Origin of the sequence: Brenneria izbisi (assembly GCF_025840185.1) — a bacterium.
GTDB classification, from domain to species: domain Bacteria; phylum Pseudomonadota; class Gammaproteobacteria; order Enterobacterales; family Enterobacteriaceae; genus Brenneria; species Brenneria izbisi.
The window spans coordinates 1-14,421 of the sequence record NZ_JAMPJU010000016.1; the positions used below are offsets into that span (position 1 = coordinate 1).

At 48.1% G+C, this 14,421-nt stretch carries 14 protein-coding genes and 4 pseudogenes; 6 read left to right on the forward strand and 12 right to left on the reverse strand.

What is annotated here, in order from left to right; genetic code table 11:
- Positions 1-3 precede the first annotated feature (3 nt).
- The 9 genes from NC856_RS15935 to NC856_RS15975 form a co-directional block, all read right to left on the reverse strand.
- On the reverse strand, positions 4-477 hold the full coding sequence (locus NC856_RS15935; RefSeq protein WP_264091440.1) for a transcriptional regulator: 474 nt from the start codon (positions 475-477) through the stop codon (positions 4-6).
- Positions 478-528: 51 nt separating this feature from the next.
- Positions 529-1,983, reverse strand: a complete 1,455-nt coding sequence (locus NC856_RS15940) for a flagellin N-terminal helical domain-containing protein (RefSeq protein ID WP_264091441.1) — start codon at positions 1,981-1,983, stop codon at positions 529-531.
- 201 nt (positions 1,984-2,184) lie between these two features.
- Complete coding sequence (locus NC856_RS15945) at positions 2,185-2,466, reverse strand: YkgJ family cysteine cluster protein (RefSeq protein ID WP_318841936.1); 282 nt, start codon at positions 2,464-2,466, stop codon at positions 2,185-2,187.
- Between the two features lie 44 nt (positions 2,467-2,510).
- Positions 2,511-3,539 carry a hypothetical protein gene (locus NC856_RS15950; protein WP_264091443.1) on the reverse strand — a complete coding sequence of 343 codons (1,029 nt, stop codon included), beginning with the start codon at positions 3,537-3,539 and terminating at the stop codon, positions 2,511-2,513.
- A 12-nt stretch (positions 3,540-3,551) separates the two neighbouring features.
- A complete protein-coding gene (locus NC856_RS15955; RefSeq protein WP_264091444.1) occupies positions 3,552-4,118 on the reverse strand; it encodes a hypothetical protein in 567 nt (188 codons plus the stop codon).
- A gap of 19 nt (positions 4,119-4,137) precedes the next feature.
- A complete protein-coding gene (locus NC856_RS15960) occupies positions 4,138-5,709 on the reverse strand; it encodes a hypothetical protein (protein WP_264091445.1) in 1,572 nt (523 codons plus the stop codon).
- Between the two features lie 39 nt (positions 5,710-5,748).
- Entirely contained in the window at positions 5,749-6,774 is a 1,026-nt protein-coding gene (locus NC856_RS15965) for a helix-turn-helix transcriptional regulator (RefSeq protein ID WP_264091446.1), read from the reverse strand.
- A 40-nt stretch (positions 6,775-6,814) separates the two neighbouring features.
- Positions 6,815-6,955 (reverse strand): hypothetical protein, encoded by a 141-nt coding sequence (locus tag NC856_RS15970; protein WP_264091447.1) that lies wholly within the window; start codon positions 6,953-6,955, stop codon positions 6,815-6,817.
- Between the two features lie 291 nt (positions 6,956-7,246).
- Positions 7,247-7,546 carry a hypothetical protein gene (locus NC856_RS15975; RefSeq protein WP_264091448.1) on the reverse strand — a complete coding sequence of 100 codons (300 nt, stop codon included), beginning with the start codon at positions 7,544-7,546 and terminating at the stop codon, positions 7,247-7,249.
- Between the two features lie 78 nt (positions 7,547-7,624).
- Between NC856_RS15975 and NC856_RS15980 the strand changes: the two are divergent.
- From NC856_RS15980 to NC856_RS15990, 3 genes and pseudogenes are all read left to right on the forward strand, one after another.
- Positions 7,625-8,565, forward strand: a pseudogene (locus NC856_RS15980) (IS3 family transposase); the annotation flags it as partial.
- 208 nt (positions 8,566-8,773) lie between these two features.
- Complete coding sequence (locus NC856_RS15985; protein ID WP_264091449.1) at positions 8,774-9,844, forward strand: IS110 family RNA-guided transposase; 1,071 nt, start codon at positions 8,774-8,776, stop codon at positions 9,842-9,844.
- Between the two features lie 7 nt (positions 9,845-9,851).
- A pseudogene (locus tag NC856_RS15990) lies at positions 9,852-10,067 on the forward strand (IS3 family transposase); the annotation flags it as partial.
- Here the strand turns inward: NC856_RS15990 and NC856_RS15995 are convergent.
- Positions 10,042-10,176: pseudogene (locus tag NC856_RS15995) on the reverse strand (integrase core domain-containing protein); the annotation flags it as partial. The pseudogenes NC856_RS15990 and NC856_RS15995 overlap by 26 nt on opposite strands.
- Positions 10,177-10,243: 67 nt before the next feature.
- Here NC856_RS15995 and NC856_RS16000 point away from each other — a divergent pair.
- Positions 10,244-11,331 (forward strand): annotated as a pseudogene (locus tag NC856_RS16000) (IS3 family transposase).
- 276 nt (positions 11,332-11,607) lie between these two features.
- Positions 11,608-11,940 (forward strand): hypothetical protein, encoded by a 333-nt coding sequence (locus NC856_RS16005; protein ID WP_264091450.1) that lies wholly within the window; start codon positions 11,608-11,610, stop codon positions 11,938-11,940.
- Between the two features lie 204 nt (positions 11,941-12,144).
- Here the strand turns inward: NC856_RS16005 and NC856_RS16010 are convergent, their stop codons facing one another.
- Positions 12,145-12,363, reverse strand: coding sequence for a KTSC domain-containing protein (locus NC856_RS16010; protein ID WP_264091451.1), 219 nt, complete (start codon positions 12,361-12,363; stop codon positions 12,145-12,147).
- A 228-nt stretch (positions 12,364-12,591) separates the two neighbouring features.
- Positions 12,592-13,944, reverse strand: coding sequence for a diguanylate cyclase (locus NC856_RS16015; RefSeq protein WP_264091495.1), 1,353 nt, complete (start codon positions 13,942-13,944; stop codon positions 12,592-12,594).
- Between the two features lie 256 nt (positions 13,945-14,200).
- Between NC856_RS16015 and dsrB the strand changes: the two genes are divergently transcribed.
- Complete coding sequence (gene dsrB / locus NC856_RS16020) at positions 14,201-14,401, forward strand: protein DsrB (RefSeq protein WP_264091452.1); 201 nt, start codon at positions 14,201-14,203, stop codon at positions 14,399-14,401.
- The last annotated feature ends 20 nt before the right edge of the window (positions 14,402-14,421 follow it).

Here is a 14,421-nt window from a genome sequence, read left to right on the forward strand (position 1 = left end):
TTATTATTGAGTTCGGTGACCGCCTGAGCGCTCACCTTTAATACGATGGCAGTTACACAGAATTACGGACAGGCTCGTTTTATGCGTTATTACCATCTTTTTTGCGATGGTTTTTATTGCTATTCCGTCCAGCCAATAGCCGAAGAATATCTTCTCATTCGGTGATAACGATATCGTCTTGCCTTTTATTTCCCTGAATGATGACAGGGCAGAGATCACTTTTTTAATCGTGCTCATCGGTGCGTGCTTTGATAACAGCAATACCTTTTTAGCCACCATCACCGGTGCATGTTTGCGGTTGTTGAGAATAATGATGAATGTCCAGTGTTCAGTGGTAATGATGTGGGTTAATAGCGCCATGTCGATACCGTGTTCAATATCAACAACAGTGATGGGTACATTACCGCTATCCCTATTTCCCAGACAGGTAAACGCTGCCTTGGTGAAAGGGCAGCGGCTGAATATTTCAATGCTCATGACGATAGTGATTCAGTAGAAAAATAGCAAAGTGGTACTCCTGACGGCGCATCATCCCTGTAACAGCTTTAATACGTTTCCTGACTGCTGATTGGCTTGGGACAAGACGGCCATCGATGCCTGCTGTAGGATCTGGGATTTTGTCATTGCGGAAACCTCAATGGCGTAATCCGCATCCAATATGCGTGAGCGGGCGGTAGCGGTGGCAACCTTCTCCTGTGACAGTACGGTAGTGATGGATTCAAATCGGTTCATCTGGCTGCCGTATCCACTGCGGTAACCGTCCAGTTTTTTCAGCGCATCATCGAACGTAGCTAATGCCGCACAGGCCTGTTCAGGTGTACCCAGCGTGACAGCGGAAAGCCCCAATGACTGGCTGTCTGCGGGCGTTGGGCTGATGGTGACCGTTTGCAATTCATCACCAAAATTCGCCCCGACGACAAACGTCGTTTCTTTGCTGATCGGCACTGAGGGCGGCAACGGCGGGGCTGGCTCTGTCGGTGTGGGAAGTTCATCCCAGCTTGCGTTGCTAGTAAACACACCGCTGCCAACCACAATGACAATCAGATCTTCCGTCACCTCATCAATGTGAATTTTTTCCAGCCAGTTTGCTGCGCCCACATTCCCATCGTTAAATCCCCCGGTGTTGGCATCTTCAAAGCGGTCACCATCACCACTGTAGGTGATGGTCATGCCCTGATAAGTGGTCTGCGCCCCTGTGTTTATATTGTATTCCCCGGCTTGAAGCAGTGAATCTGCCGAGTAGGTAGCGCTAGATAAAAAACCGTTATTTTGCGTAATCACGTTGGTATTCATGGCGCTTTCATCCGTTACGCCATTTTTTGACCAGACGATATCGGCATCTGTGCCTTCTGCGGGCGTACCGGCAAGGTGTTTACCGTCCCGTGTAAAGAGCTGGATATCGTCATCGGCACCTAATGAGTCGATGGTAATAGTGATATTTTTTGCGCCAGCAGGAATGTAAGCCAGCGAAACCACACCTGAAGGGAATTGATACTGGGTATTGGCATCGGGAAATTTTTCAGCCAGCGGCAGGGTATCGCCCAGCTTGACCGGCTGAGGACCCGGCTCAGTGGGTGCCAACGGGTAGCGACCAAAGATTTGTGTCGAGGAAGCGATGAGGTCGATTTCTTCCCTAATCTGCTGATATTCACCATTCAGGCTGGTCTGATCGGTATCGGACAGCGTGCCGTTTGCCGCCTGCACCGCGAGTTGCCTGGCGCGTTGTATCAGGTTATTGATGGCATTTAGCCCGCTCTCGGCCGTTTGCATCAGGCTGAGACCGTCTTTCATGCCGTTGGTGATGACGCTGTTGGCATTCAGATTGGTGGTCATCCGATTGGCAATAGCCTGATCGGCGGCATCATCCTTCGCGCCATTGATGCGCATACCCGATGAAAGCCGTTCAATCGCCTGGCTCAATTGGGTAGCCGATTTACCCTGTTGATTCAATATCGTTAAATAATTTTTATTAAGCGAAACCATGGCGCACCTCAGAGAGCGACTGGGTTACTTTCTTACCGTCGACCAGAACGGTATGGCGAATTGCTATTGTGTACATGTGATCTTTTATATTTTTTGGTTGTGATATCTTGAATAATCTATATTTCAACCTTCACGCGACATTCTGTGTCGTTTTATCTGAAAGTATCGTCATAATGATATTCAGTGTGTATTTATCAAGGATTAGCCTTTTTCATTATTTAATTGCCTGCAAACTGACAAATTTAACGCCACAAATTCTTCCCATGAATAAAGGTGGATATAGTTGAGTTGATATTGTAAATCCACTCGGCAAATCGCCGGGCGTTGGTGGTAAATACGGCATCCTTTACTCTCTGGGTCATAATGTCGGCAAGTCCCGTCTCCCCGATCGAGATAACGGGTTTCCTGTGCCAGATTAACGCGCTGGCAGCACAGCCCGCACTGCGTGCAGGGAAAGGCGTTCTCGTTACAGTGCGTCATCATTTCACCGGTCAGGCTCGCTTATTACCGCGAGCCTTTTGTGAGTATTAGGCTGCCGGTGTATCCAGAGTCGATTTTTTTCCGCTGGCAACGGCTGAAATATCCAAAACACGTTTTTCTGTAGAGAGCACCAGATTACCGTCCTGATCGAGGATAGGCGTATCAATCATGGCCTTAACTAGCTGGGCATATTTGACTGAGAGGAAAACGGCCTCCTTACTTTCCTGAGGAAATAAGGGGAAATCTTCTCCGTGAATGGCAATGGCTTCTTTCATCTGACGCACGGCACCGCGCAGGCGGCCACTGGCTAGGCTGAACGTTTTGTTTGCCAGCGTCGTGACTTGCTCAATGGCCTGGAGTTTTTCCACTATCACTATACCCTGAGCGTTAATGGTTCTTGCTTGCTCCATATTGCTGTATGCGTTGTTTAACGCTTCTTCAGCTTTATTCCCCAGAATATGGCCGAAAATTGCCAGCGCCGGACCGGCGACAATTCCACCCAGCACCATCATGCCGCCCGCCATACCGTAACCACCCGTGGCCAGCGTGCCGCCGCCTAGCCATGCCAGGGTCGCATTGGTTGCTGCGGCACCTGAAAGAGAGGATATGGCGGTGCCGGTGCTGGCCGTTGCCAGCAGCATTGTGCCGTTGTAGGCACCGAAAGCGAGCGCTGCACCGCTGCCCATACCGGCACCAAGACCCAGACCGGCATCTTTGAGCATCTGATAGTCCTGCTGCAAGGCTGTCAGCGTTGTGGTTGAAAAATCACCGGCATTCAGCTTTTCCAATTCCGGACTTTCGACCAGATTGACATTCTTTAAGCGGCCAAAGGTTTCGATAAAGTCGCTAATCGCGCCATTAAATGCTCGCAATTTGCGCTGACCATAATCTTCGATGGCGTGGTTGGTAGATTGGCGGTGGCTATTAACGTTCTGGTTGGTCTCGTCCACTATAGTTTGGGCGCTGCCGTTAATATTTTTAGCATTCAGGTGATCTTTAACACCGATGGCACCTTTAGCGACACCGTATAAACCCGCCGCTGCGGCTACGGTACCAACAATAATTGGAATGGGCATAATCTATCTCCTTTATTCAAGAACGAGGGCAAGGGTTTTACTTATTTCACTATTCAGTGCTTCGGCACGCTCCAACAGGTCTTTAAAGATAAAATCCTGTAGTTGATAGTGCAGTTGGATTTCCTTAAGCAATAACCATTCAATATTGGAAATATGGCCATCGCGCAGTGCGATCAAAATAAGTTGCAGAAGAATGATTTTCGGAATACTGGGATCGTCAGATCGTTTATCTTTAAGCAATGTTTTTAAAACCGCGCTGGCGGCTTGCACTCGGGTTTCCACCGCGTCTATTTTAAGCAGCGGAAAATTTTTCAGCTTTTCGGTGAGCTTGCTTTCGATTAACGCAGTAGGCGCCCCCATTATCGGTAATTCGAATGTTTTGATGGATTGTTCCAGTTCGGACAACAATTCTTTTTCCAACGCCCCGAGCTGAATAGACAGAGCATTAAGATTGTAATCGGTTCTCAACTCATCCGTGGTTTTACCGTCCCACAGCAACGGCTTATCAGAAAGCGCCAACAGTGTGGCGAGATCAAGGAGAAGCGTTTTTTCACTATCCGGCAATAATTTAATGAGCATATGTATCCTGATTTTTCTCTTACAGCGTCAAAGGGCGGTCTGAGTCCATAAATGCCTCGAACTCCGATATCGTATGAAATTGCAGTTGTTTACCTAACAGCGTGGCATAGTCATTAATGGCAAGCGTCAGGCTATCAATGTCATGAGCGCCAGTTGCGACGGCTTTAAACAGATGTTCTGTCTCTCGGTGTAATTGCGGCATTTCCCGGTGGGTAAACTCATCCAGCATGGCTTGTTCTTCCGCTATACGGGCACGAGCAACGGTTTGGATGGCACGGATATGTTGTAATCTTTCTCGTGAAAGCGCGACTCCCCGCGCTGCGTCCAACGCGCTTTGGTAGAACAGGGAAGAAAGCGTGTAGCCAATCATCCCGCCGATAGCCGCACCGACAACAGGAATAGGAATGGCGAGTTGTCCAAGCGCGGCCATCATGCCGCTGGAAAGCATGCCTGCCCCTTTTTCCCCGACTTCGTTGAGGAATTCAACTTCGCTGATTTCGTCGTTGACGTAGCGTTTGACGGAAATACCGAGAGACAAGCAAATATTGACGGCCAGTGCCGGGACGCTGGTGCCTGCAAGGGCGCGTAATGTTTGTTTTTCGGATTGTTGCAGGCTGGCTTTAAGGGCTGAGCCCGCAAAGGCGGTGCTGTAGCCCAGTGCCGCCGCCTTGGTGGTATCGCTGGCCACAGCCTGCACGGCATCACCCAACGATTTATCGCGTTGCGCCACGTTGAATGCGTTGGTTAATAACGAGATGGCTACCCCAATCGCTGCACCATATTTGGCACCTTCGATACCGGCCCGGTGGCAGGTGCGTGCAATATCCATTGCAGTAGCCAGTTTAGGGTGTTGACGGTAATAAATAGCTTGTTCGGTGGTCAGGCCGCTGTCAGATACATTGTCGGCAAGCTGGTCGTAGTTATCGGCTTCGCGGCGGAGTTTTGCAGCAACATCCTGCTTACCGCGTGCTTCAACTTCATTGGCCTGATCGCAAAGCTCCTGGGATTTCTGACGGCAAAATATCTCTGCACCTTCAAATTGTTCTGACGGTAGCTCAAGTTTGACGCCACGATAACGTGCGAATTTTCCGTCTTCTTCTGCAATTTTGCTGAAGAGTTTATTGCGGTTACCGACAAATTTCATCTGTCTTTGTGAGCCGTCAATAATCGTGCCGTCGAGTAGCTGTACGCGATCCACAACGTTATGATTTTTGCCATATTCCGGCAGATCGTCGCTGCGTACTGTACGCACGGAATGACGATGAATAATGGCTTCAGTATTGTCGCGGCTGGTTGCTGCGATCTCTGCGGAGAAGCCTGCCTGTTGTTTGATATTTTGTGCGGCATAATCGGGATGGACTTTGTGTTTCGCCACATCAGCCAGACCTTTAGCAAACCGTTGACCGGTCTCATTATCGATGCCGCGATACCCTTTCAGATACTCGGCGCTGGCGCTGCCAAAGCGCTGCACCACTTCGTCACTCGCCAGTGCGGTTGCGGTGCGAAAATTATCCTGCTGTATTTCGTCGTTGCGATGATGACTGTCATCGTCCCTGAAGGAAGATGGCGTGTCGCTATCACTGTTGTTCATAACAACCTCCGAAGTAGATGGGTTTACTGACTCTTTTGTTCATGCACCGCATGCCTGTTCTTTATACATTTGCCTCAGCCTCTCTACCCTTTTCTTAATCTCCTGCGCCCACACATCGGGTTCATACACCCGGATGTTGTCGTTCAGTCCAAAGATCCACCACAGTGTTTCTTGATCCTGCGGGACGCGGGCGTGAAGTCGATACCAGTCGCTGTCCGGCACTGGCTCCAGGCTTTGCTGGTGGCTAAGTGGCGTTTCTCGTAACAGCCAGGCGGTTTGCGGATGGATATCGGCAACCAACTCCACCTCTTGTTCACGCTGTCGCGAGGAGAACGCACCGGACTTGATGTAACGGTCTATATCAAAACCGTCCTGCTGGCTGGCAGGCTCTTCCAGCAACGTGGCCTGCTGGATGCGATGCAAGGCAAAATGGCGTAAATCGTTATAACCATCGACGGTGCCAATCAGGTAACTTACGGAGTGTCGTGCCACCAATCCGGCAGGGTGGATGCGTAAACGTTTGGACTCGCCTTTGCTGCGGCTGAGATAAACAATCTGTAGCTGGCGCTGCTCCATCAGTACGGTGGACACCTGCTCCCAAACCTCTGCATTCACGTCGGCGGGATGCAGCGTTTTGCCATTAGGTAATGCACGCACGCGCTCTGCCCACAGCGCCAGATTGTTATGTGTCATCCCCTGTAACCGCTGCTGAGCCATGGAAAAATGGGGCTTCAGCCGCGATAACACACTGGGTGGCAACAGTTTTTCCAGATAGTTCTCCGCAAAGACGAAAGCCAGCGCGGTAGGCGTATCCAGTGTCGGTAAATCGAACTGCGGCGTATCCTTGAGAAAACTCCAATGATAAGGACGTCGGTTTTCGTCACACAGCAGCGGGAAATACAGGCTGATGCCGACAAGATCCCGCTGTAACGTACGTAAGTCGACTTCAAACTGTTGTTCTTTAATCTTTTCCAGTAATTCGAGAGTAGAGATGCTTTTCGGCTCACGAGGGATCAGGCGAAGAAGCGTCAAGTGTCTGAATAATCTGTCTTTGGGATCGGACATCGTGTCCCTCTCAATCGGCCTGATAATATTTACTGTGTGTTTACGCTTTAACCGCGTCTGCGTAGTCGCTACGGGCGCGTTCGCGCTCCAATTCCTTTTTCAATTCATCGGTGGCATAGCGGTTTTTTATTATTACTGCGCCAACAACCAGACCAATTGAGAAATAGATAAGTTCTTTCATACGGGATTCCTTTGTATAGCGATAAATAATGTCTTCAACGCTATATTCCGGTCATCGCGCGACATTCCGTGTCGCTTAACGCTATTTTTTTATTTTATCTGTTGCCGTATTGCTGACAGGATCCCATCCGCTTTTTAACAGCGAACGGTAAGACGGTATTTTGATAAAAGCTATTATCGGCTAATTGAAATGATTTTTGTGATCGTTTATACAGATCAATTTTATTATATTGATCGGTTATAACGATTGAACGTGATTTTGAATGTTGCCTGTAATAGACGCCAAGTAGAACTAACGGTAAGCCAACCAGTTACTGAAACAGGAAAAGAACACATAATCCTCAATATGCGTAAACACAATCGGGTGGTTCTTCTTCCAGTGATGAATGTAATCGTCGATGCCGGAGGAGGGTTTATTCGTCAGTTGAGGCAGATCATCCAGGCTGCTCCCATCAAGCAGGTTATACCAGCAGATTAATGTCAGTAGCTCTGTTACACCGGGTTCGAGGCAAGACTGTATTAACTGCCTCAGAGCATGGCTGAACTCATACAGCTTCAGTCGCTTGCTTTCGCTCAGTATGTAGTGGCACACTGAATTTGGCCACCTGTATAGCGGTGATATCATTGCCTCATAGTCAAAAACAGGTGACATTATACCGGACGTAACAGCCGTAATTTTAGCCCCGAGTTTCGCCTTGAAGCTGCCCAGCTTGTTCTTGATCAGAACTACACCGTCGCCGCTGCTGCCACGGCAATGAATGTCGGTAAATCCACGATGGATAAGTGGGTCCGGCCGTTGAAAGAAGAGCGAGCGGGAAAATCACCTACAGCATCGCCGATGACACCTGAGCAAATTGAAATACGCAAACTGAAAAAGAGACTGCAACGCGTTGAAATGGAAAGAGATATATTAAAAAAGGCTACCGCGCTCTTGATGCCAGATTCCCTGAACAGTTCTCATGAGTTGAGAAACTCAGGGCGCGGTTTCCTGTTGCCGTCATGTGCAATGTGTTTGGGGTTCATCGTAGTAGTTATAAATACTGGCGGCAGCCAAAGAAACCTGATGCTACAAGGGTGGAATTACTCAGCCTTGTTCGTGAAAGTTATCGCGAGAGTAATGGTTCTGCAGGCGCACGTCATATCACTGCCATGGTCACCACGAAAGGCGTAAAACTGAGCCGCTGGCGGGCAACAAAGTTGATGAAAGAGCTCAATCTCATCAGCTGTCAGCAACCCGGCGATCGATATAAGAAGGCGTCTAAGGAACATGTTGAGCTCCCCAACTACCTGGAACGCCAGTTTGCTGTAACAGAGCCCAATCAGGTGTGGTGCGGAGACGTCACGTATATCTGGACAGGTAAACGTTGGGCTTATTTAGCTGTCGTGCTTGATCTGTTTTCCCGTAAACCGGTTGGCTGGGCGATGTCATTTTTCCCGGACTCTGCACTGACAGGGAAAGCGCTGTCCATGGCCTGGGAAACGCGAGGGAAACCAGCTAACTTGCTGTATCACTCGGATCAAGGTAGCCACTATACCAGCAGGAATTTCAGGCAGTTACTGTGGAGATATCAGAGAAAGCAAAGCCTGAGTCGTCGGGGAAATTGTTGGGATACTCAGTTTACTATACTCCTGAATACCGGATCGGACTGACCCGTGCTGGGATTGGCTGAACTGCCTTTGTGTTGACCTGTCGTCCGATTCAGGTATTTCCCGTGCATAGCCGGGCCCAGAGTTTGTGACCTGATAGGAGCCTTGTGCTGCAACTTGAGTGTCCTGTCCTGCAATGGGGATGGCTATTCCATGCTGACAGGGGTAAGCCATGAAAAATCATCCTTCATTCAATGACTCTGTAATTTTAGGTGTCGATACGCATCTGGATATTCACGTTGATGCGGTTCTCAGCTACGACGGAAAGTTGCTCGGAACGAAAGTTATACAGACTAACAAGGCCGGCTATGAGGAACTGTTCGACTGGGTACTCTCTTTTGGCTCGGTGGAGCGTGCAGGAATAGAAGGAACCGGCACTTATGGCGCAGGACTGACCCGCTTTCTCATTAAAAAAGGGCTCGACGTCCTTGAAATCAATCGGCCTGACCGTTCTAAACGCCGTCTGGAGGGAAAATCTGATCCTCTTGATGCAGCGAATGCCGCCAGAACAGTCCTTTCCGGGCGTGCCAAAGCCGTTCCCAAATTGCAATCCGGTGCCTGCGAAGCGTTGCGGATCATCAGTGTTGCACGCCGTAGTGCTGTTAAGGCGAAAACTCAGGCAATCAATCAGCTGCGCGCACTATTGGTAAGCGCCCCTCAAGATATACGTGACAGGCTGTGGAAATCAAAACCACACGAATGCGTTACTGCATGTATGAGTTATGAATCTGCTAAAAGATCTCCACTACTCCTGGCTCTTAGTTGCACACTTCAAAGTCTAGCTAAACGATGGATATCACTTGCGGAAGAACTCTCGCAACTGGATGAGTTATTAGATAATTTAACTCGTGAATATGCCGGAAGTTTACGAAGACAGTTTGGGGTTGGTCCCCAAACCGCGGCCATCTTGCTGGCGGTAGCAAGTGATAATCCTGAGCGGTTAAAAAACGAAGCTGCACTTGCGTCACTTTGCGGTGTAAATCCGTTGCCGGCATCCTCAGGTAAAACCATCAGGCATCGCCTGAATCGCGGTGGTTCACGTGAGGCGAATAATGCGCTGTGGACAATCGCCTTGGTACGCATGAGAAGCGCTCCGCGCACCAAAGTCTATGTGCAGCGTCGAACAGGGGAAGGACTGTCGACAAAAGAGATTTTACGTTGCCTTAAACGCTACATCGTTCGAGAGCTTTATCCGCTTATTTTAACTGATTTGGGGCGAGTCCAACTTCGGCCGTTGACATAGGAGCGTCAACAGTCCAATGGAACGGTTTTTCAGAAGCCAGAAAACAGAGTGGGTGCCGGATAATGGATATGCTAATTTTAGCGAGGCCAGCACAGCGATAACGAATTACATAACAGGATATTACAGCCAGCTCAGACCTCATCAATACAACGGTGGTTTGACGCCGAATGAATCAGAACGATTGTTCTGGGAAAACGCTAAAGCCGTGGCCAGTTTTTGTTGACCACTACAGGTCGCATATCCTCCAGTGAGCTATGCGGGCGTACCTCGTTATATTCTGTGCGCCAGTCTTCTGCTAGTACGCGTACTTCAGACAACGTCCTGAACAGGTAATCCCCCCGAAAAAGCGGAGTGTTCATAAGTAGAATTTTCTCGTAATCTGAACGCAGGAGATTCGCTATGAAAAAATCACGCTTTACCGACAGTCAGATCATCGCCATCCTCAAACAGGCCGAAGCAGGAACGCCTGTGCCTGAACTGTGCCGCGAGCATGGCATCAGCAGCGCCAGTTTTTATAAGTGGCGGGCTAAATTCGGCGGAATGGATGCGTCCCTTATGACTCGCCTGAAAGAACTGGAAGATGAGAACCGCCGCCTCAAAAAGATGTATGCGGAAGAACGGCTTAAGGCTGAAATCATTCAGGAAGCCATGCAAAAAAAGTGGTAAAGCCATCTCAGCGTCGGCAGATGGCAAAAGCGGCAGTGGAAAACAGGCACATCAGTATTCGTTTTGCCTGTCAGATATTTTCGGTCAGTGAAAGTTGTTACCGCTATGTGCCAAAATTTGATGAGGAAAATCAGCAAATTGCCGACTGGTTATTGCGCATTACCGATAGTCAGCGAAACTGGGGTTTTGGCCTGTGCTATCTGTACCGCCGCAATGTAAAGGGCTTCGGCTGGAACCCTAAAAGGGTATACCGGATTTACTGTGAGCTTTCGTTAAATATACGCATTAAGCCGAAAAAAAGATTGAAACGGGAAGAGCCGGCGCCGTCGAAGGTACCGGAACAAAGCAATGAAAGCGGGTCGATGGACTTTATGCATGACCAGCTAGCAGATGGCCGCTCAATCCGGTTATTGAACATCATTGATGATTTTAACCGTGAGGCACTGGCAATAGAAGTGGACTTCTCGTTACCGTCGGTTCGGGTAAAGCAAACACTGGAGCGTCTGATTGAGTGGCGAGGGAAACCGGTTTCAATACGTTGTGACAATGGTCCGGAATATACGAGTAGCGAGTTGATGCAATGGGCTAAAAACAACGACATTGAACTAAATTTTATCTAGCCGGGTAAACCGCAGCAAAATGCCTATATCGAGCGTTATAACCGGACAGTGCGTTATGACTGGCTGGGGCAATATATATTTTCTTCACTGGACGAATTACAACGGTACGCAACAAAATGGCAGTGGTTTTATAATCATGAAAGGCCGAATATGGCGTTGGGCGGATATACCCCCAAACAGCATGTGTTACGTGCTGCATAACTCTACTTATGGCATCCGTTAAAAATGGGGGGATTACCAGCGGACCAGCTACTGAAATAGACAAAGAACACATAATCCTCAATTTGTGAAAACAGAATAGGGTGATGCTTCCTCCAGTGCTGAATGAAGTCATCGATACCATCTTGCCGCTTTCCCTGCCGGACAGAGAATGTCATTCGCGCCATCTCCGTTAATCAGGCCATGCCAGCAGATTAATGCCAGTTGTTCTGTTACACCGGGGACGATGCAGGATAGTGTCAACTGACGATTTGCGAAATGGCAGGGAATACGCCGCTACGTTATGACGACAGTTTAATCGGGCTTGGCGTTATTGCCTTTAACGGCTGTCGCGCAGTTCAACAGGCGGGTGATGCATTTTTGCTGTGCCGTTTACGCCAGGCTTTAAATCACGCACGATGCCTGACATATGGTCATCCCTATGGCTTTCTGGTCAGGGTGGTTTTGCTACTGGCGGATCATCACTGCCCGAATACATGGAGGATCGACATGGATGTACCGTTCGACCAGTGGCAACAGTCGGTGGATTGGATTGCACAATATCTCGAACTGACAATTCTGTTGCCCGATCACATTGAGAAGGCAATGTAGCGGGAAATGTCATGATACATACAACCTATTCGTAAATCTGGTGTATTAATTCGCGAAATAGATAGCTTCTCTTTCCATACTTATTCGCCGCCATTGATTTAAACTGAATGGAACAAGCCCGTTGTGCAATGTCTTGAGACGCCGATAGACAAGGTTAAGCGAGGACCGGGCGTGTTGATGAATAAATATTATGGCTGCGGGTGGTTAGCTGATTCGGCGACATAAAAATTTGTTTTTTATTACGCCATCGAAGAAACGGCCTTTTGATACCACTGCTTCAGAAATGAACTTCCCATAAATGCGCTCAGAAACACCAATATATTGATAGATTTCTTTATTATGAAATTCTATTTCAAGGGTACGAGCCTTTGAGTCATAGCCAATCGAACGAATCCTTGATGATGAAACGGGTTGCCGCTGCAATGATTGTCCCTCCATTGAGTTAATTAAACACCGTATGAGACTATATAGGATTTTAAGCATGCTGTGTTATTAATGATCATGCTTATGTGTTGGTATGTGTACCAGAAGTTTTGGCTTGTGGGTGAATAAAACTGATAGCCGCCGCGTATTTCTGGTGTGAGTTTGAGCAAATTTGAACCAGGCCGCGGACGCGGCCATTTGAGAGGGAACTGGTTTTTCAGCAAACTATCATTCTGATGCGCACTCAATCCGGTTTCGACCACTGGCTTTAGCTTTATAAAGTGCGTCATCGGCGGATTTAATCAGGTACTCATAATCAGGATGCCCATTGTAGACTGCAATGCCTGCGCTGATTGTGGTTGTTATGGTTTCGCCACTTTGCAGATGGATTTTGTGATCCTGAATTTTTTTCCTAAGCCTGTCGATCAGCGCGTAAGCCATCGCTTTTGGTGTTTCTACCAATACCACCATGAATTCCTCCCCCCCGTAGCGAAAGATATAATCACTGTTTCTGGTATTTCCGTACAGAATTTCTGCGATGCTTTTCAATACGCTATCGCCGATGGTATGGCCATAGGTGTCATTGATTACCTTGAAGTGGTCAATATCAAGCATCGCAACCGTCAGCGCTGAATTTGAGTGCATTGCCAGTGAGGTTTCATGTCGCAGAATTGTTGGTAGAAAACGGCGATTCAATAATAATGTCAGCGTATCCTTGCCGCTTTCCAGTTTCTGTATATCGTCAAATAATGATCCAAGCAACGTTTTGATTTTATAGATTTTACTTCTCACCGTTTTTAGTAAAGGCGAGTAGTCGCCTGGCGATAGCGGACGGGCTTTGCTGAAATGACTAATATAGTGATCGGTTTCAACAATCAACTCGCCAATGACTCTGATCCCCTGCGCATTGCTGAAACTGGATTTTCCTTTATGGTTGAACCATAAACCAAACTCCGATCCGCTTAGCTCGGAAATGTTGGTCAAAGGGACGCCCGTGGCAACGCTGAAAATGAACGCATTTTCCCAATTTAGCAATGCGGCATTTTGGCGCTCTCTCTCCATGCCCGCATTTTCCAGAATAGAAAACAATCGGTAGGACTCTTCATTTTTAGCCGCCCGACCGTATGACAGAGAATAGGTTCTGCTCATGATCTCGATTGCAATATCTATCGATATTGAAACAAAACGCATGGCTTCAAAACAGGATGGATTGTTACCCTCTTCTGGCAATATGTCTTGGGACAGTTTCCATTTTAAACGCCGCGCTCCTCGCGCGACCAATTCGACAGGAATGCCAATCCGTGCATGGATTTGCCCGATTTTTTTCTGATGTTCAACGAGTGTGGGCAGATGTTCTCCGGTGTTGGACAGAATGCTGGCGATCCAATTACGCATTGAACCGTAAAGGCGGTCGTAGACTTGCTGACGAGAGAGAAAGAAAGCCGCTTCTTTATCTTGCAGCATGTAAGAATAGAAGGCCCCCGCGAGGCTGGCGGATTTTTCCTCAGCCAGTTTTTGCAGCAGATTAAAAGCGTCAGATGAGGTGTTAGCCAGCAGTTCTTGCCACTCTGATGTTATCACCTGATTGTAAGTCGTTTCGCTATTCTCTATTCGGTTATTTGAATCCAGGGGCTCGTTCAATATGTAATCTCTTTATGCGAGTACGCGTTACGCACTTGTATTAAAACTAAAAACAATTAGTTTAACGTAATTGGTCGCTTTAGGTTGGGAGAGTTTGTCTAATAATCGTTGGTAGAGGGTGGGTAAACCTAACGGGGTTATTCGGAAAGAATGAGGGCGGCGTTTGTCCTTTGATGCGGTTTTTTGAGAAAAGATAATGAAAGTCAATGAGTTGGTAACGGTAAAAACAGATGGCGAAGTCAGACGTGAAGGGGTGATCCTGGCGATTGAAGAGTTTCAGGAAGGAACCATGTATTTAGTATCGCTTAAGGATTATCCTGCTGGTATTTGGTTCTTCAATGAAGTGGAGAGTAAAGACGGAACATTTGTCGAGCCAGTCAATCCTGTTAAAAAATAACCGCTTGCAGGTATTGGTTT